Raw genomic sequence first — 16,580 nt, forward strand, 5'->3', positions numbered from 1 at the left:
CTCTTCGGCCACAAGCACAGACACCGTGCCGTGATGGAGGCAGTATATCCGCCTTGGAGCGGGCGCGGTGAAGCCTTCGCGGCACGACCAGCCGTACGATCCTGGCTACAACCTCATCCGTCTCGAATGCGGCGTTTCGGCTGTCTTATCGGCGAGCACTTCCATGGTTGCGCCGGGTCGTTTCTGAAGAGCCAAGCTCGACAAAGATTGCACGCTCAAAACAAAAAGATCCGGGGCTTAGCTAGGCGCGTCCATAAAGCCGCTGGTTGAGATAAAGCAGCAGGCTACTGGAGACGCCCGCAATGACGACGAGCAGGAAAGTGAGCGCCATGATGAGGTCTATGTTGTGCAAGCCGATTGCGTTCATCAGGAGGAAACCGAGGCCGCGCTGTGAGGCGAACATCTCGCCGAGCAGCGTCCCGATCAGCGTCAGCGAAAAGCCAATCCGGATGCCGGCGAAGATCTCCGGCATGGCGGCCGGCAGGACGATGCGCGCGATCATGTCGGCAGGGTTCAGGCGCATGACGTGCCCGGTCTTGACGTAAACGCGCTTGACGTTTCGCACTGCATTGATCGTGAAGAGTGCGATAGGAATGACGCCGTGGATCGTGCCGAATGCGACCTTCGCCGACATGCCAAGCCCAAAGGCGAGCAGCAGGATCGGGTAGAGCGTGATCTTGGGGATCGAATAGACTGCGACGAGCATGGGCTCGAGAACCTCGGCGATGGCGCCGTTCAGGCCAAGCGTGAAACCGATCGCGAGGCCGATGACGACCGCCAACAGGAGCGCGAGGCCGAAGGCCTGGGCGGTCTCGGTAAGATGAACCCAGAACTGCCCGGTTGTGACGAGATGGGCCGTGAAGCCGAGCGTCTCGAGCGGCGAGCGCAGCGCGACCTCTCCCACGATCCAATAGAGGATCTGCCAGAAGACGAGCAGCGCGACAACGAGGGTGACGCCGTTGCGCAGGCCGTCGGGAATATGGAAGTCCTGTGCGGCTGACCGGGTCTCGGTCGACGCAACCGTATCGACCTTGCCGGAGACGACCGCGTTGAGAGGCAGTTTGCTGCTCATCGAAGCCCCCGCCGGTTCATGAGCTTCTTCTCCCAGCGGGCGAGAAGCGCGTTGATGGTGATCGAAACGATCAGGATCAGCAGAATGAGCGGATACATGATCGCATTGTCGAAGTTGTTGTAGGCGAAGCTGATCTCGTAGCCCATCCCCCCCGTCGACATGATGAATTCGGCGCCGATGATGCCGATCAGCGAATAGGCGACGGCGAGTTTGGCCCCCGTGAGGATATAAGGTGCTGCACAAGGCAGGGTGATGCGCCACGCGGTCTCGACCGCAGACATATGGCCCATCTTGGCGGTCTTGAGGAACACCCGCGGCACCCGGTCCAGGCCATTCAACGTATTCACGATGACAGCGACGACGCCCAGCATGGTTCCGATGAAGATCTGCGGTGCGTCACCAAGCCCGAAGAGGATAATCAGGAGCGGGTAGAAAGCAAAGACCGGGATCGCATAGTAGGTCGCGAAGACCAGGTCGAGTGTGTCGCGCACACGCTCGAACTGATGGATGACGATAGCACTCGCGACCCCGGTGACAACGGCAATGACGAAGGCGATTGCGGCGTTGCCCAACGTCTTGGCAATCGCGGCATTGAGCGCGCCCGAGGCCAACATCTTGACGAGATCGATGACGATGCGGTGCGGCGGCTGCATCGTGAGGTGGGGGATGACCCCAACAAAGCACAAGACTTCGAGCAGGCCGACGAAGCCGACGACGATACCGATCCGCCAGAATGTGGCGCTCTTCATGCCGCCCCCTCCATCTTGCCGATCGCCTTGAGCGATTCCTCGCGCAGCGAACGCCAGAGCCGGGCTGTAATTGTCCCGAAGCGCTCCTCCTGCACGATGCGGCTGTCGCGATCCTTCGGCCAGTCCGTTTTAACGATATCGATGAGCCGTCCGGGTCGGGCCGACATCACCCCGATGCGATCGGCAAGCATGGCGGCTTCATCGAGCGCATGGGTGATGAGGAAGACCGTCGCGCCGGTCTTGCGCCAGAGGTTCAGCACCTCATCGCCCATCAGGAGGCGGGTTTGCTGGTCGAGCGCGCCGAACGGTTCGTCAAGCAGAATGAGCCGCGGCTCCGTCACTAGCGTCCGGGCGATGCATACGCGTTGGCGCATACCTCCAGACAACTGGGCAGGATAGCTCTTGGCAAAGAATGTGAGCCCCATCATCGCGAGCGCCCGCGCGATCCGTTCTTCGCGCTCCTGATGCGAAATCTTCATGCGCCGCAGCCCGAAGGCAATATTGTCGGCGACCGTAAGCCAGGGGAAGGAGGCATCTTCCTGGAAGACGACGCCGACGCCATCCGGTATCTGGCCGGCGATCGGCCGGCCTTCGAAGGTGACTTCGCCGCGGGTCGCGGTCGAAAGTCCCGCGACGAGTTCCAGTAGGGTAGATTTGCCGCAGCCGGACGGCCCCACCACGGCGAAGAATTCGCCCTGCTTCAACTCAAGATCGATCGCGCCGAGTGCGTGAACGGTGTCACCCGGCCGTCCCGGCCGGGTGAACACCTTGTCTACGCCGCGCAGCGCGACCTGTGCGCTTTGCGAAATGGTCATTTCAATTCCTTGATATCGTCTGGCAGGAACTGGGTATCGATTATTGCCTTGAGGTCGACGTCGCCGCTCAGGGCGCCGATCATCTTCTGCACCTCGACGGACTTCTCTAGCCCGTCCAGGTGGATCTGCCCCGTGCCCCAATATTCGATGCCGTTGGTACGGCTGTCCACGAGGTTCTTGACCGCGCTGCGCGCTACTTCTGGCTCGAGATTATACACCTTGGCGATGATGTCGCCTGCCTCATCGGGATTCTGCGCCATGAACTCCACCGCGCGACGGCGGGCGCGGATCACCGCCTTGATGAAATCGCCCTTTTTCTCGGCCGCCGAGCCAGCAGCGGCACCGAGCACATTGGCGATGGGCGGCAGCAGATCGGAGGCCTTGGCGATAGGCCGATACTTGTCCTTGAACTTCGACCACAGCGGTTCTGGAATGGGCGCGACGTCGACAAGCCCGGTGTCCAGCGCCGCAACGCCTTCGCCGAAACCGCCAGTCTTCACGAGCTCGGCGTCTTCAGTCTTGAGGCCGCCAGCCTGCAAGACCAGCGCTGCCAAGCCTTGGCTGGTGGAGCGAGGGTTGGTAAAAGCGATCTTCTTGCCCTTCAGGTCCTTGACCGATTGGATCGGCGAATCCGGCTTCACTGCCCAGATGAATTCTGCAACTGTCAGCACGTTGTCGCTGATGATCTTGATATCGGCGCCCTGCTGGATCGCCGCGATGATGGCATTCGGATTGACTTCCGCATATGGCGCGTCGCCAGCGAGCATATTGCGCAGCGTCGTGCCGCCGCCGGCCGAGGAAAGGATGCCTGTAACGTCGGCGCCCTCTTCCTTGAAGAAGCCCTTCTCCATGGCCACGGCAAAAGGCATTCCGTTTGCCGAGACGCCGTAGTTGCTCACAACGATCTGTTCGGCTTGCGCCGTGCCCGCCAGCGCCAGGCTGGCCGCAGCGAGAACCGCTAGACGCGAGAATGCATTCGATACTTTCATAAGTTCCTCCCTTTTCAATTCTCCGGGCGTCGCTAAGCCCGTGACTCTCTTTGCCATGCCAAGGCCACTGCTTGCGCGGCATTCATACCCTCGGAAAGGCGACTCCAGTACGTCCTACCTCGCCCCGGGAGTTTCGATCGCCCGCCAGTGGTCGAGATTGACTGCCTGATCCAGGATCCCGCGCACGGCCACGCCGTTGGCGAGCGGCTGCAGTGTTTCCGTCCCCTCGGCATGGCGCCGCAGCGCGGAGACTGCCTGCTGCATGACCGCGACCACGCGAAAGATGATGCTTGCCGGAAAGGACACCTGCGTAAAGCCCATGGCGCCGAGTTCGGCGGGGCTTAGCCAGGGCGTATCGCCGCCCTCGAACATGGCAGCCGACAGATAGGCGCCCTTGAAGGCGGCACCAACCTTCCGGTAATCCGCTTCGGTGCGGAGCCCCGCGATGAAGATGCCGTCAGCTCCCACGGAAAGAAAGCGTTCCGCCCTGTGCATAGCCGCGTCGAGGCCGAGCGGGCCATAGGCGTCCGTGCGGCCAATGATAAAAGTCTCGGGATACCTCCGTGCACCGAGGGCGGTACGAAGCTTCGCCTCGATCACCGCTTCCTCGACCACCGCGGCCGCCTTGTCGGCACGCTGCTGCTTATGGTCACGACTCTGGTCTTCCAGGAGAAGTCCGCGAACGCCGATCGCTTCATAAGCGGCGATCGTACGCGCCACGCTCTTCACGTCGCCATAACCGTCATCGGCGTCGGCAAAGAAGGGCAGCGATGATGCAGCCGCGATATCGCGAATGCCCTCGACCATGTCGGTCAGCCCGATCAGTCCAATGTCGGGATAGGCATGGCGGGCGGCGAGCAACGCCGATCCGCCTATGGCGAAGGCCTTGAAGCCGGCCTGTTCGATCAGCCTGGCGGAGAGCGCGTCATGTGCTAGCGGCGTAACGAGCGGCGTCTCCTGTGCCAGCGCCTCACGGATGGTCGTACGCGTCATGTGTTCCATTCCCCTTCCACGGGCCGGTAGATCCAGCCGCGACCTGTCTTGCCGGCGGCATAATAAGCCTCGATCTCGGCGGCGTGGCGAAGCGTCGTGTCGATTTCATCGTCGCCACGCACCAACGCCTCAGCGCGCATCGCCGGCACCCGGAAAGCGTAGATGTGCCCGTCCGGCGCAGCGATCTCCGACATCGTCAGATCGACCGTGAACACTGGGTTGCTGGGACGGCTCTCGACCGTTGCGGCCAGCGCGGCGAATGTCTCTGCGTCGATCAAGCCGGCAAGCAGGCCATTGCGAAAACTGTTCTCGTAGAAGATGTCGGCGAAGCTCGGCGCCAGCACGCAACGGATGCCGAACTGCTGCAATGCCCAGACGGCCGCCTCGCGTGAGCTTCCACAGCCGAAGTTCTCGTCCGCCAGGAGAATGCTTGCAGCGCGGAACGGCGGCCGGTTGAGCACGAAATCCGGCCGTTCGCGGCCGGCCTCATCATAGCGATGGCCGCCGAAGAGGCCTTTGCCGAGGTCGGCCATCGCGGACCGCAGATAGGCCGACGGGATAATCGCGTCCGTGTTGACGTTGCTCAGCGGCATCACTGCCACCACGCCATTGACACTGGCGAAGGGCTCTCTCATGCATTCCCCTTACGGACATCGGTGATGTGACCAGCGAGCGCCGCAGCGGCGACCATGGCGGGGCTCGCAAGATGGGTGCGACTGCGCGGCCCCTGCCGGTTCTCGAAATTGCGGTTACTGGTCGCCATGCAGCGCAGGCCCGGACCGACCACATCCTCATTAATGCTTACGCACATGGAACAACCCGCATCGCGCCACTCGAAGCCCGCTTCACGGAAGATGTGGTGCAGGCCCTTGTCTTCGGCTGCGCGTTTCACCGACATGGAGCCCGGCACGACGAGCGCGCGAACATTCGGAGCGACTTTCCGCCCGCGCACGACGGCCGCCGCCGCTTCGAGATCCGCAAGACGTGAGTTCGTGCAGGAGCCTATGAAGGCGATGTCGATCGGGATACCCTCGAGTGAACTGCCAGGCTCGATCCCCATGTAGCGAATTGCGGCAGCAGCGAGTTCGCGGCGCTTCACATCGGCAAAGGAGGCGGGGTAGGGGACATGCCCGTCGATGCCCGTGACGTCTTGCGGCGTCGTTCCCCAGGTAACCTGTGGAACGATCTTGTCGCAATCGATGGTGACGTCGCGATCGAAGACGGCGTCCGCCTCTGTCCGCAGCGTTCGCCAATAGGCCAGCGCGAGCTCGAAATCCGCCTCGGCGGGTGCGAATTCGCGGCCACGGACATAGTCGAAGGTCGTTTCGTCAGGGGCTATGAGGCCGAGGCGCGCACCGAACTCGATCGACATGTTGCAGAGTGTCAGCCGCGACTCTGCGGAGAGCGCCCGCACCGCCGGCCCCGCGTATTCGACCGCCGCCCCGCGACCTGCGGCGATGCCGTATTCGCCGATGGTGCGCAGGATCATGTCCTTGGCGGTTACGCCCGGCCCGAGCGTACCCTCGTAGGAGACACGCATGGTCTCCGGCCGCGCGAGCGCAAGCGTCTGCGTCGCGAGCACATGCTCGACCTCGCTGGTGCCGACACCGATGCCAAGCGCGCCGATCCCTCCGACGGTGGAGGTGTGGCTGTCGCCGCAGGCCAGCACGCTGCCCGGCAGTGCAACTCCCAGTTCCGGCGCAATCACGTGCACGATGCCTTGGCGCGGATCGCCGACGCCGAAGTGGCGGATGTGGTGCCGATACGCATTCGTCCGCATCAGGGAAAGGAGCTCGCGGCCTTCCGGATTGGTGTTCTCGGTACGACCCGGCGCCGTGGAGATGATGTGGTCCTGGGTTGCAAGGGTAAGCTCCGGATGACGCACTTGCCGTCCGGTTTTTTCCAAACCCGCGAAAGCGGCGGCGCACGTCGTCTCCTGCAGCACGTGCCGGTCGACGAAGATGAGGTCGCGCCCGTCATCCAACTGCCGAACGAGATGGGCGGTCCAGATCTTCTCGAAGACGGTCTTCGGCCCAGTGGAGGAGGCCGAAGCTCGCGCCGAAGACGTTGCAACGGCTGCTAAGCCATCTGCTTGCGTCGGCGGCGCGTGAACTGGCATGACTTTTCCTCCCACATGAGTCGTGAAACCCGCGACTTCTGGCTTTTGGCTCCGCCCGGTGTTCGCGCAATAATGCGTCCGTTAGAGTAGATTTCTGCTGACGGTAACCTCCTCCGGCCCTAGGGTACACCCACAATTTACTCTTTTGCCATCAGGAAAAGGCATAGCACATGTCGCGCCGACTTCCTCCCTTGAATGCCTTGCGCGCCTTTGAGGCGACGGCGCGCAACGGCAGCCTGACACGCGCCGCCCAGGAACTCTCAGTGACCCAGGGTGCGGTCAGCCGCCATCTGCACCAGCTTGAGAACTGGCTCGGCACAACCTTGTGCCTACGGCTCAGGCGCGGAGTAGAGACGACGTCCGAGGGGGCGGCTCTGGCTGCTGTGCTGCGCGTCGCCTTCGACCAGATCGAGGCGCAGACGCGGCGCATTCAGGAAAAACCGGAAGGCAACAGATTGCGCATCAAGCTGCCCCCGACCTTCGCCATCCGCTGGTTCGTGCCGCGGCTCGCCCGTTTTCACGCACTCAATCGGGATGTGGACGTGCAGATCACTACTTCGCACCAGCAGGTCGATTTCGATCGCGAGGAGATAGACGTCTGCATCCATTCCGGCTCGGAGCCTCCACCGGGCCTCTATTGCAGGCGATTGTTCGGGGAGATCGTGCTGCCGGTCTGCAGCCCTGGCCTGATTGGCAGCTCATCGCCTCTCGTCGAGCCGAAGGATCTGGTCCGTTACGTCCTGCTCTGTTCGATGCACAGACCGGATGACTGGCCTGCCTGGCTTCATGCCGCTGGCGTGACGACGGTCGACGGCAATAGCGGCCTCAAATTCGAGAATTCGGCGCTCGCCTACCAGGCGGCTACCGATGAACTCGGCATCGTGATGGCGCAGCGCGCCTTCGTCGAGGACGATCTGCGCACGGGACGCCTGATCGCACCCTTCGGTTTGAGAGTGCCGACGCAGGGCGCTTACTATCTGGTGTATCCGCGCGCGACGCGGCGGACGCTCCTGATCCGCACTTTCGAAAACTGGATTGTGCAGCAGGCGACCGAGTTGGAAGAGGCCGCCGATGGAGCTCGTTGAAGTCGGTGACTTGCTTGAGGTTGGGTGGCGCCGGTCGCAGGGGTTTTGAAATGTGTGGCGCGACCCGATCAATCGCACCGTTTGCCCGTGGCTGTCGGTCCCGGATTTGTGCTGGCTCGAACATTTCCAAAGCCGCTCGCGTAGCCGACCGGACTTGCATCTATTTGCCGGCAACATAGTCGAGCATCGCTTTCGGTGGAACCTCATTAGGGGCCAGTGGCCGGCCGGGGTAGCGCATTAGGCAAAGTTGGATGGCAAAGCCGAGTTGATTGGGTTCACGGCGCCGTAGCTGGTTTTCCAGCAAATCGGCCGGGCGAAAGAGAATAGTGGCGGATCATGCCAGCCGTCGCGACTCGCTGATCGGGCGCATGAATCTGGGCCAGAAGCTCACCGACGATGCTGTGACGATGTTCATCAAACTGATGAGTCGGCTGTTCTCGCAAGCTAATAACCGCAAGAAGCAGCGGCACGTTGGCGGATGGCCTCATGCCTGCTGCAATCGATGCACGCACCCCATGTAGTCGTCAGCCGAGGTGAACTGCCAGTCTATTTTCCGGCTCTTCCGGTCGCCGACGCCGATAGGCTGTGATCTCTATCTCGACTTTCAGTTCGGGCTTTCCCAAAGGCATACACAGTGTCGTGTTTGCTGGATGGATACCGCGGAACTTTTCGGCCACAAGCCGGTTGACGATCTCCTTGTCCTGACGATCGGGCACAAAGACGTGTACGACGACGACATCCTTCGGAGAGGTCCCGACCGAAGCAAGCGCGCCTTCTATATTGAAGAACGCATGCTCGGCACTTCACTCTTGGGCCGTTGCGGGGTTCCCCATCGGCCGAGACGTGGGGCTCGGCCGCAGGAGACGGCATTCCCCTTGCGCATCCGCCGAGGTTTGATCTGCGTCGGGTCGAAAACCGCTTTGCGCGAACTATGCGCGGAGTATCTTGTCCATCACTTTGCCCTTGGCGAGCTCATCGACCATTTTGTCTAAATATCGGATCTCCCGCATTGTGGGTTCTTCGATAGTTTCGATCCGGACTCCGCAAACGACGCCGGTTATCATGGACCTCGATGGATTCATTTTGGGCGCTTGTGCGAAGAAGTCCTCATAGGTCGTCTTTTTCTCAATTTGGCCATTGAGCGCTTTTTGCGAGTAACCTGTCAGCCAACGAATTACCTCGTCGACGTCAGCCTTTGTGCGGCCGTTCTTCTCCGCCTTGGCGACGAGAAGGGGATACACCTTGGCGAAGCTCATCGAATAGATGCGGTGTTTCGTCATTCATCGCCCTCTTGGTGCCAAGTGGTATTTTAGATCATCCCGACGAGGCGCAGGAAACGATAAGTTCACGGCGTGTCGTAGCAGCCTGTTCTTCGGGCGCAAGGTGCCCGCAATCCTTAATAGTGGCGCAGCGGATGCTGCGAATGCCAACGCTACGAAAAGCCGTCGATATAACGATTGATGTCGCCAGGCTCATCCGCGCCGCGAATGTAAAGCAGCGGTGTTTCGACAAAATCTTGAGCTTCTCCCCCCGCCCTGTTCTGGGCAGCTGCGGTGAGAATGCGCGACTACCAATCAAATCCGACGCGAAGGGCATCTGGTCTTGCATAGGCCGCGCATAAAGCGTGGTCAGGGGCAGGTCCCGCCATCGACGTAGATAAGCCCGACATCGGCTGGAGTGGCACGCGCCGTCAAGTGGAGCGTGGATGAGCTGCTCGATGCCGACAGCCGACCTCTCGCTTGCGGCCCCTAATTTCACCTTGACGGAAGAATCGCTCAGTTTTCAGACCCGGACGGAAGTCGCATCATTCTTGCGGAGCCACCCTCGAGGCTTTTCAAAAGATAACAAGCCCGAAGCGCGCCCTCTCATCAGAACGATAACCATTGCGGTGTTCGGACGTTGTGGCCCACTGGCGGGAGAGGTGCTCTCATCGGACCGATCGGGCAAAGCGGAGTTGCTCCGGCTAGAGGAACTGCCCTATGATCCGGTGCGGGGATGGCCGACGGGAATCGGCGGCTGGTTTGTCCGGGCCGGCATGAACCGCTGCAATGCCCGGCTGAACAGCTACGCTTTCGATCAATTGCAGTTGGTTCCGGAAGATCGGGTCGTGGAAGTCGGATTCGGCGGTGGGACGGTACTGCCCCGGCTTCTCCGGGACGCAGTATTCGTCTGCTCCTTGCAGAAATAGATGATTGCTCCAAGAATTTGTCCTTCCGCACCCAAGGCCCATGCCGTCTTGTCATCACCCAACGCGTCCGGGATCGCGCCGTCAGTGGTAACGAGCTTCTCGTTCAGACAGCCAGCATAGGCGTCATCGCCCTCGGAAGTGACGCGCGCCAGCTGAGTATTCACCGCGATCGTGGCAGCACCCAGCCTGGCGGCATCGTCCTGGTACTCGGAATGGAAAGCGTCGGTAGGATGAACGCTCACGTTATCGCGCGCCAGGTCGGGGTATGCCGCCAGCGCGGCCGGATTGCACGTTTCGGAAATCGCCTCAACGATGGACTGTTCGACGCCGGTTTTTGCGGGGGTGATTGTCGAATAAAGCTTGATTTTGAAGGCATCGTAGACGGGCAGGAAGGCCGGGCCGTGCTTCACAAAGTTCTTCTCGATACAGCCGGCCAGCTTTCCGTTCTGGAGCCGCGCGCTGCGCAAAACCTCTGTAGAGAATGCGATCTGAAGATCGGTATCCTGCCTGCGGTAGTTGACAAAGAAGTCGTAGAGGGATGTCGCCCGTGCCGGCGCAAGCGACATGCCAACCGACAGCATGGCAACTATCAGTCGCGCGGCCAATGTACCAGAAGAACAAGGTGGTGCTACTGCTGGCACTTTCTTAGATCCTCACTGACGCTCGGCAGAAGGTTGACCACGGTCGAGTAGTTCCGGCGCGGATCGGACTTCAGGTAAGCGCCTTCAACCGCAGTCAACCGCTGTTCAAGAATAGGACCTGCGCAAGCACAATAAGGCGCCGTCTCGGGTTGGTTTGCAGGTAGGGCCTTCGTACACATCTCGGCTACGCCCAGTTTATCATTTGGAATTCCGCTTGTCGGGTCTGCGAGGAATTCCTCGGCATTTGCAAAAAAGGTTTGCATGTCGGGGTCTTTACAGGAAATGTCGGTGACGAGTTGTCCATCGGCCTCGGCGCGATCCTGAGCGGCCGCGTCTCGGACCATGTCGTTCATGAACTGCCCGGGGTTATTGAGGGCTTTTCCAAGCCACTGCCCCTCCTGCAACAGGAACTCTGCATTGTTGTTCTGAGCATCTTCGCTGGTCCCGAATACGCCCGATCCCAGTCCTCGCTGAAGCACTGCTCGCAATAATTTTTCCGTGAGGGTTCCCGGGCAGGCCTGATTGATCGGCCTGACCATCCCCACGATAGCGGCGAAGGCGTCCGCCTGATCGTTTCTGAGCGCTAAGAAATCGTGATCAAAAATCGCCCCCACAAGCTGCCGATTCTTCAACTCGGGGGAGTGGAAGATCGAAGCCACATTCTGGCCATGGCTGGCTGGTGATGTCCCGGCGACCGCGGCACTGCCCGTCGTATGGGCCGCAAACCATCCGTCGAGGCCGCGCATGTAAGCCTGCCACATGGGAGATGTCATGACGTCGGAATGGCCGGATTGGAGCTCCGCGACGGCGCTCGATATGGTCCCGATCTCGCCGATGTCCGTGGCTTGGGTCACGACGCTCGCCAGCCCGGCCACGACTTGCGGAATTACGCCGTCTATCTCCTGCGAGGCAGATTGCATGGCGGTCTTGTAGGAAGCGAATTCTGAAAATCTCCCGAGCTCGTTTTCGGTCTTGCTCTTCCACTGTTGCAGGTGGCTGAGCGAGAATATGTCCGCCCCGACGTACTCGACATGGGTGCGGCCGAGCGCGATTATCTCCGTCAAATCCGCATTGACGATCCCGATAGCGACGGTCTCAGCCGAAGCGACTTCTGCGGCTTGGTCCGCACTTCTCAGGGCGTCGATCATATCCGCAATGACGCTCAACCTGTCGAGCGGTCTTGGACTGCCTTGCTTTGCCGGTGGCTCCGCATGCACGGCGACGATTGCGATCTCCGCCTCGCGGTCGATCAGGGGCTTGAGCACGGCTTGGCGAACCTGCATCAGCACCGGCTCCAATTGCATCTCGAGCGGCGAGACATATGCCCGCAATTTCATGAAGCCATCGGCCGTCGCACTGAAATTTGCCCCAGCCTGGGCCACCTGTTTGACGCGGTTCTCCACGGTGGAGATGATCGCCAATTCGCCATCTTCGTCACCTAGATGGTTCAAGTACGGAAGTATTATTTTCACCAGCGCGGGGCTGTCGTCGAAATAGAGCGGATGAGCCAGGCACTCGCGCGCAAGCTCCGTCCATCTGAACCAGATTTCCTGGTCTCCTTTCTGTCGCGTATCCAGTGTGGTCAGCGGACGCCCCAGGAACTTCCTGGTCATCGAATCGTGGAATGCGCTGGCGATCAGCAGCTTCATGGGGGGGTCTGTCGTAATGTTCTTGGTCAGGTCGAGTTTAGGCGCGCCAGTTTGAATCTGATGCGACCACGCCAACATGCTCACGCAGAACGGAAGGCCTTGCGCCGGTACATATGCCGGATCGGCTTTAGCGTGCGAGATCGCCTGCAGGACCGCCTCAGGAAACTTCTTTCTCTGCAAACGCACCTCACAGGATGGCGCAAGATGCATCGCCAGCGTGGATCCGCCATCCTCAAGTTCCACGTTCGCGGATTTGGGAAGCGTGACGAAATCATTGTTGCGGATGATGCTCATTTCGGAGAGATCGATGGTGCCGATGGTCAGGTCGTATTTTGCTGCGTATCGCACGATCGTCTGCTGATCTCCCCGCGACATCACATAGGCGGAATTCGCCTTATCGATCGACCCAAGGACAACGAAGTCATACGTCGTATTCTTCGGCGCGCACGGCGCAGTGCCTTCCCAAATCTCCCGATCCGTAGGCTCGACAGCAACTCCGTCCTCGATCGATAGCGTGTCCGCGTTCGTAAGGGCGGGACCGGGACCAGAGGAAAGAGCACTGCCCACTAGTTCGCGCAATTGCGCCTGACGCTCAGGAGGGAAATTGGGCGCGATAAGTTGTAGGAGAGTGATGTCGCTAACAGCAATGGGATGCCCGCCGATTTCTTTCAAGGTTGTCTGCCACCAATCGTCCATTACCTTGGAATATCTTTGCTGCTGATCTGCGGTAAGGAATTGAAAATACGATCTTAACCTTATGTCGTAATTCTGGAAAAATCGGAGATCACGAATGTCCCTTGGCAATTTTTGAATCAATTGAACAAGCACGTCGGCGTTCTGAACGTAAATATCGTTTTGGCTCGGAAGCTTCAGAACCTGCTTGCGAGCGTCCCCCGCCAGTCTTGCAGCAGGTGTCGTAGACGCAGATGCCGCTGTGCTGCCTGGAACTGCCTGCGCGGTGGCACCCAGTTGGGACAGTTCGAAAATCCGCTCCCTGTACAAAGTGGAAACGCATGTCGGAGCGGTGCATTTGTTTCTCTGCTTGATCCAACGTTTCTGAGCAGCCACGAGTTCCGGTGCCTTCCGGCCGTCAATCGCTTGAAAAGCCGCGTACAGTTTCTCGTCCAGATCGGAGAGCAATGCATCAGCACAGATCATGCGCTCGACGGAAAGTCTCGCACGAGAACAATCAAAGCTTGCTCCTGCAGCCTTTTGTGGCGCATCCAAAAGGAGAGCGGCGGCTGCGACGCAGAGCGTCATAAAAATTCGCATAGCCGCCCTCCGGAAAAGTGTCGTTCCAGCACAACCACTGCCGCAACCGCCATGCCGCAGATCGGGATCGGTTGCCTGCAGAAGGATGCTCCCGCCCAAACCTCCGCGCCACCTGATACCCAGAATCCCGCAGTATCGACGTACAAATCCGATTATAGGCAAGGCAGGATAGCCTCGGTCATCTCACGTATCGACACAAGTACGCCTTTCGGAGAGCGACTCTGTCCGACGAGCGAGGCAAGCTCCCTTGTCTTGGTTTTGATCTGCGTTCGGAAACCCTGCTCTCTTGCAGCTAGTCTTGACTTCTCCGCAGCCGCGCGAGTTCTCGTCTCATTGCCAAAAATGCCCGCTTGCCCAGCGCGCGCAAGTTGTGCACTTGAGACTATCTTGGCTAGTCTCGTCAGTGCCGGCGGCGACCTCGTCTGGGTCCACACCACCCTGTCGTTTTCGAGCCTTCGTAGCTATTTCGTCTTTCGAGGATCGTCGGCCGGATTGATGTACTTTATGCCCCACGGGCCGTTAGTGGTGAGCTGGAGCACCGTCTCTTCGTCGAAATATGCAAAATGCGCCATGCCTGGCGGCAAAGCGAAGTAGCTGCCCGCAGGAATTGCTTTGACGGCGCTACGGTTGGCGGTCTCGCCCATGCCAAGATTAATGGTTCCCGATATTACTGTGTCAACTTCAAGCCCCGGATGCGTATGGGGCGCGATCGCATACCCAGCCGGCTATTTGAGCCGAAGGGCAAACGGACCTTCCTTGGCCGGATCGCCGTACAGGATTGCCAACTCTGCTCCAGCAGGAAGCGTTTTGGGGCCCGGACCCCACTTAACCTCGCTGGGAGTGGTCACAGTGTGCGCGTCCTCGGCCGAAGCAAAGGGGGCGATTGCGCAGGATATGATCCAGCCGACTGCAAGTAGCGATGCAACTTTCATGGTAGCCTCCCGTCTAGGCGGGCTACCCATTCCGGCGGCGTGCCGGGTTGGGCTCGCCAAGGTCCGCGCGTCACACCTAGGCAAGCGATTTGTCGGCTCAGTATAACCGCTGCCCTTGGCGAAAGCGCATGCGAGTCTCGCGCATGCGCTTCACCCAAGGGAATTTTCGAGCACGCTTCTCAAACGATATTGACGTGCCGCGTTACCTGGCCATTGCTCTCCCAGTATGTGTGCTTTTTTGCAATCAAAGGATCGTCCATAGCCGGTTGAACTTGCCCCTCTGTACTGACCGCCCGCGAGGTGACGCTGTGCTCCCCGGCGGAGGGCTTGGGCCAGTTGACCGACCATATCTTCCAAGCAAAGTCCGCCTTGTCCGTCTCATCGATGGCCGCCAGCATCCACGGCCCATCGTCGACTTTCACCTCAACCCGGTCGATCGGCGCGCCCCAGGCGGCCCCGACAATGCGATAGTCATTGCCGATATGAGTGACCCGGGCCGGTGCCGATTTCAGCCGCGCCCGCCCGACAGAAGTCTCCACCCATACAGTCTCGCCGTTGTGGTCCTCCTCGCGCCGTGTGACGTAGTCGCGTCCCATGAAACGGTTCTCGAAGCGCTGGTCGCGCACATCGATACGCTGTAGCCATTTCGCATTCGCGATCCCATACCAGCCAGGCGCTATAAGCCGCAACGGGAAGCCATTATCAGGCGGCAAGGGAGTCCCGTTCATCTCGTAACAAAGGATGTTTTTGGGATCCATGGCGTCGGCCAGCGACATGCTGCGGGCGCCCCATTTGTTGTCGTGGCGAGGGTTGCGGCTCGGAATCTTCCGCATCACGCCTTACACTCGGTTTGCGGTTCAACAAGCTCCGCCACAGGCGAAATGGACAGGACGGATACGATTGAACGGCAATGACCGTGGAATCGGACCCCGCATTTCGCGTAAAAGGGGATACTCGTGTGGTTGTGTTGGAATTTCATGCGAGTGTCGTTCCAAGTACCTGAAAACGCTTCCATCCGGCCACGCTGCAAGTTGGCGGCTATCTGAAGCCAGCTTTAAAAGCCATTTAGGATCCACGGATCGGTGTCGTATCCGAGGCGCGGCTTTTCCGGCGTTGTTCCATCCGGCAATTTGGCCGTGCCAGTCAAACCGCAGTCCAGATCTCTCACCGGCTTCTTGGTCGAATGCTTCGTAGAACACAGGGCCGCAGCATCACCGACCACCACTTTCTTCTCCTTGGCAAAGGCACCACCAGTCGCAGCGATCACGATCGCCGCGAAAAATATTGCTACTCTCATCGGACTTCCCCACCGGTCGCGCATCCCCGAGATGCCAAACATTACGTCAAGGCGGGCTGCTCTTCCATTTCGCGATGGCTTTTACGCTAAGCTCGTCCGCTGCCGAAACCGCACCGCGCCGCCAGTGGTGCGTCCACAGAAGCCCGCCGCCTATTGGGAGCATCGGCAACGGGGCAGATAGGCGGACCGGTGTCGAAGGGCCTGAAAAGAAAAGGCCGAATGGCTCAAGCCAGGCCTTGTCGGTCGGGTCAAATTCTTCAAGGGTGAAGAAAAAGCTTCGCCCGCGCGAAACTACTGGATTAAAGGGAGACGTGAATGGCGGTTGCGAAAGAGGTACCTGGATGACCGCCGTCGGAAAACCGGTCCTCTACCCAGTCACGGAAACGGAGTTTGTGGCGAGTCTGATCAAGCACGCCAGTGATCAGCCGACGGTACAGTTTCTGCAGTACACCTATAGGGTCCAGCAAACGCTCGACCAGGATATCGAAAATTGGGAAGAGCCCGCCGAGGGCAAGGTCGATCAAACGATCGAATGGCTCCAGGAGCGCAACACCAATCCCGACGTCGTGATCACGCCGGATAATTATCGCATCTACGCCCGGAGCCTCGCGGTAAACCTGCTTTTCGTGATCAGTAACGACCGTCCCATCCAGCAGGACCACCGGGTCGCCAATGAGAGCAAATGGGAGGAGAGGCAGCAGGGCGAATATTGGCGATGCGTGGCGATTTGCTCGACCGGCTGGCGGGAGACTTAGAGCGGCTTGCCGGCGCGGAGCATG

At 60.0% G+C, this 16,580-nt stretch carries 13 protein-coding genes and 3 pseudogenes; 2 read left to right on the plus strand and 14 right to left on the minus strand.

All coding sequences use genetic code 11. The annotated features are described in order from the left end of the window. Nucleotides 1–241: 241 nt before the first annotated feature. The 7 genes from FJ953_RS19835 to leuC form a co-directional block, all read right to left on the minus strand. On the minus strand, nt 242–1,072 hold the full coding sequence (locus tag FJ953_RS19835) for an ABC transporter permease (RefSeq protein ID WP_140522775.1): 831 nt from the start codon (nt 1,070–1,072) through the stop codon (nt 242–244). Beyond that, nucleotides 1,069–1,821, minus strand: a complete 753-nt coding sequence (locus FJ953_RS19840; RefSeq protein WP_140522773.1) for an ABC transporter permease subunit — start codon at nt 1,819–1,821, stop codon at nt 1,069–1,071. Before FJ953_RS19840 ends, FJ953_RS19835 begins: the two co-directional genes overlap by 4 nt. Then, the gene (locus FJ953_RS19845) at nt 1,818–2,636 is read right to left on the minus strand and encodes an ABC transporter ATP-binding protein (protein ID WP_140522772.1); all 819 of its coding nucleotides are present in this window, start codon (nt 2,634–2,636) and stop codon (nt 1,818–1,820) included. Before FJ953_RS19845 ends, FJ953_RS19840 begins: the two co-directional genes overlap by 4 nt. Then, nucleotides 2,633–3,625, minus strand: coding sequence for an ABC transporter substrate-binding protein (locus FJ953_RS19850; RefSeq protein ID WP_181167710.1), 993 nt, complete (start codon nt 3,623–3,625; stop codon nt 2,633–2,635). The genes FJ953_RS19845 and FJ953_RS19850 overlap by 4 nt, the downstream gene beginning before the upstream one ends. A gap of 114 nt (nt 3,626–3,739) precedes the next feature. Next, nucleotides 3,740–4,618 carry an isocitrate lyase/PEP mutase family protein gene (locus FJ953_RS19855; protein WP_181165395.1) on the minus strand — a complete coding sequence of 293 codons (879 nt, stop codon included), beginning with the start codon at nt 4,616–4,618 and terminating at the stop codon, nt 3,740–3,742. Continuing rightward, on the minus strand, nt 4,615–5,253 hold the full coding sequence (gene leuD, locus FJ953_RS19860) for a 3-isopropylmalate dehydratase small subunit (RefSeq protein WP_140522766.1): 639 nt from the start codon (nt 5,251–5,253) through the stop codon (nt 4,615–4,617). The genes FJ953_RS19855 and leuD overlap by 4 nt, the downstream gene beginning before the upstream one ends. Then, nucleotides 5,250–6,737, minus strand: coding sequence for a 3-isopropylmalate dehydratase large subunit (gene leuC, locus FJ953_RS19865; RefSeq protein WP_140522764.1), 1,488 nt, complete (start codon nt 6,735–6,737; stop codon nt 5,250–5,252). Before leuC ends, leuD begins: the two co-directional genes overlap by 4 nt. A gap of 170 nt (nt 6,738–6,907) precedes the next feature. Here leuC and gcvA point away from each other — a divergent pair, with 170 nt between their 5' ends. Further along, nucleotides 6,908–7,822 carry a transcriptional regulator GcvA gene (gene gcvA, locus FJ953_RS19870; RefSeq protein ID WP_140522762.1) on the plus strand — a complete coding sequence of 305 codons (915 nt, stop codon included), beginning with the start codon at nt 6,908–6,910 and terminating at the stop codon, nt 7,820–7,822. Nucleotides 7,823–7,991: 169 nt separating this feature from the next. Here the strand turns inward: gcvA and FJ953_RS19875 are convergent. The 7 genes and pseudogenes from FJ953_RS19875 to FJ953_RS19920 all read right to left on the minus strand — a co-directional run. Further along, nucleotides 7,992–8,160 (minus strand): annotated as a pseudogene (locus FJ953_RS19875) (DUF4158 domain-containing protein); the annotation flags it as partial. Between the two features lie 591 nt (nt 8,161–8,751). Beyond that, nucleotides 8,752–9,102, minus strand: a complete 351-nt coding sequence (locus tag FJ953_RS19890) for a DUF2200 domain-containing protein (protein ID WP_140522758.1) — start codon at nt 9,100–9,102, stop codon at nt 8,752–8,754. A gap of 796 nt (nt 9,103–9,898) precedes the next feature. Then, the gene (locus tag FJ953_RS19900) at nt 9,899–10,591 is read right to left on the minus strand and encodes a hypothetical protein (protein WP_140522756.1); all 693 of its coding nucleotides are present in this window, start codon (nt 10,589–10,591) and stop codon (nt 9,899–9,901) included. Nucleotides 10,592–10,638: 47 nt separating this feature from the next. Beyond that, the gene (locus FJ953_RS19905; RefSeq protein WP_140565795.1) at nt 10,639–13,572 is read right to left on the minus strand and encodes a lysozyme inhibitor LprI family protein; all 2,934 of its coding nucleotides are present in this window, start codon (nt 13,570–13,572) and stop codon (nt 10,639–10,641) included. A 461-nt stretch (nt 13,573–14,033) separates the two neighbouring features. After that, nucleotides 14,034–14,504, minus strand: a pseudogene (locus tag FJ953_RS19910) (cupin domain-containing protein). A gap of 179 nt (nt 14,505–14,683) precedes the next feature. Further along, a pseudogene (locus FJ953_RS19915) lies at nt 14,684–15,295 on the minus strand (molybdopterin-dependent oxidoreductase); the annotation flags it as partial. Between the two features lie 263 nt (nt 15,296–15,558). Continuing rightward, complete coding sequence (locus FJ953_RS19920) at nt 15,559–15,801, minus strand: hypothetical protein (RefSeq protein WP_140522750.1); 243 nt, start codon at nt 15,799–15,801, stop codon at nt 15,559–15,561. A 341-nt stretch (nt 15,802–16,142) separates the two neighbouring features. Between FJ953_RS19920 and FJ953_RS19930 the strand changes: the two genes are divergently transcribed. Further along, nucleotides 16,143–16,556: a hypothetical protein gene (locus tag FJ953_RS19930; protein ID WP_140501470.1), complete on the plus strand. Its 414-nt coding sequence runs from the start codon at nt 16,143–16,145 to the stop codon at nt 16,554–16,556. The last annotated feature ends 24 nt before the right edge of the window (nt 16,557–16,580 follow it).

The organism is Mesorhizobium sp. B2-3-6 (genome assembly GCF_006442305.1).
Classification (GTDB): domain Bacteria; phylum Pseudomonadota; class Alphaproteobacteria; order Rhizobiales; family Rhizobiaceae; genus Mesorhizobium.

Coding starts and splice junctions, on each gene's coding strand:
- gcvA (WP_140522762.1), top strand. CDS start 6,908: ATGTCGCGCCGACTTCCTCCCTTGAATGCCTTGCGCGCCTTTGAGGCG.
- FJ953_RS19905 (WP_140565795.1), bottom strand. CDS start 13,572: ATGCGAATTTTTATGACGCTCTGCGTCGCAGCCGCCGCTCTCCTTTTG.
- FJ953_RS19930 (WP_140501470.1), top strand. CDS start 16,143: ATGACCGCCGTCGGAAAACCGGTCCTCTACCCAGTCACGGAAACGGAG.
- FJ953_RS19890 (WP_140522758.1), bottom strand. CDS start 9,102: ATGACGAAACACCGCATCTATTCGATGAGCTTCGCCAAGGTGTATCCC.
- FJ953_RS19850 (WP_181167710.1), bottom strand. CDS start 3,625: ATGAAAGTATCGAATGCATTCTCGCGTCTAGCGGTTCTCGCTGCGGCC.
- FJ953_RS19840 (WP_140522773.1), bottom strand. CDS start 1,821: ATGAAGAGCGCCACATTCTGGCGGATCGGTATCGTCGTCGGCTTCGTC.
- FJ953_RS19855 (WP_181165395.1), bottom strand. CDS start 4,618: ATGACGCGTACGACCATCCGTGAGGCGCTGGCACAGGAGACGCCGCTC.
- FJ953_RS19900 (WP_140522756.1), bottom strand. CDS start 10,591: ATGCTGTCGGTTGGCATGTCGCTTGCGCCGGCACGGGCGACATCCCTC.
- FJ953_RS19835 (WP_140522775.1), bottom strand. CDS start 1,072: ATGAGCAGCAAACTGCCTCTCAACGCGGTCGTCTCCGGCAAGGTCGAT.
- leuC (WP_140522764.1), bottom strand. CDS start 6,737: ATGCCAGTTCACGCGCCGCCGACGCAAGCAGATGGCTTAGCAGCCGTT.
- leuD (WP_140522766.1), bottom strand. CDS start 5,253: ATGAGAGAGCCCTTCGCCAGTGTCAATGGCGTGGTGGCAGTGATGCCG.
- FJ953_RS19845 (WP_140522772.1), bottom strand. CDS start 2,636: ATGACCATTTCGCAAAGCGCACAGGTCGCGCTGCGCGGCGTAGACAAG.
- FJ953_RS19920 (WP_140522750.1), bottom strand. CDS start 15,801: ATGAGAGTAGCAATATTTTTCGCGGCGATCGTGATCGCTGCGACTGGT.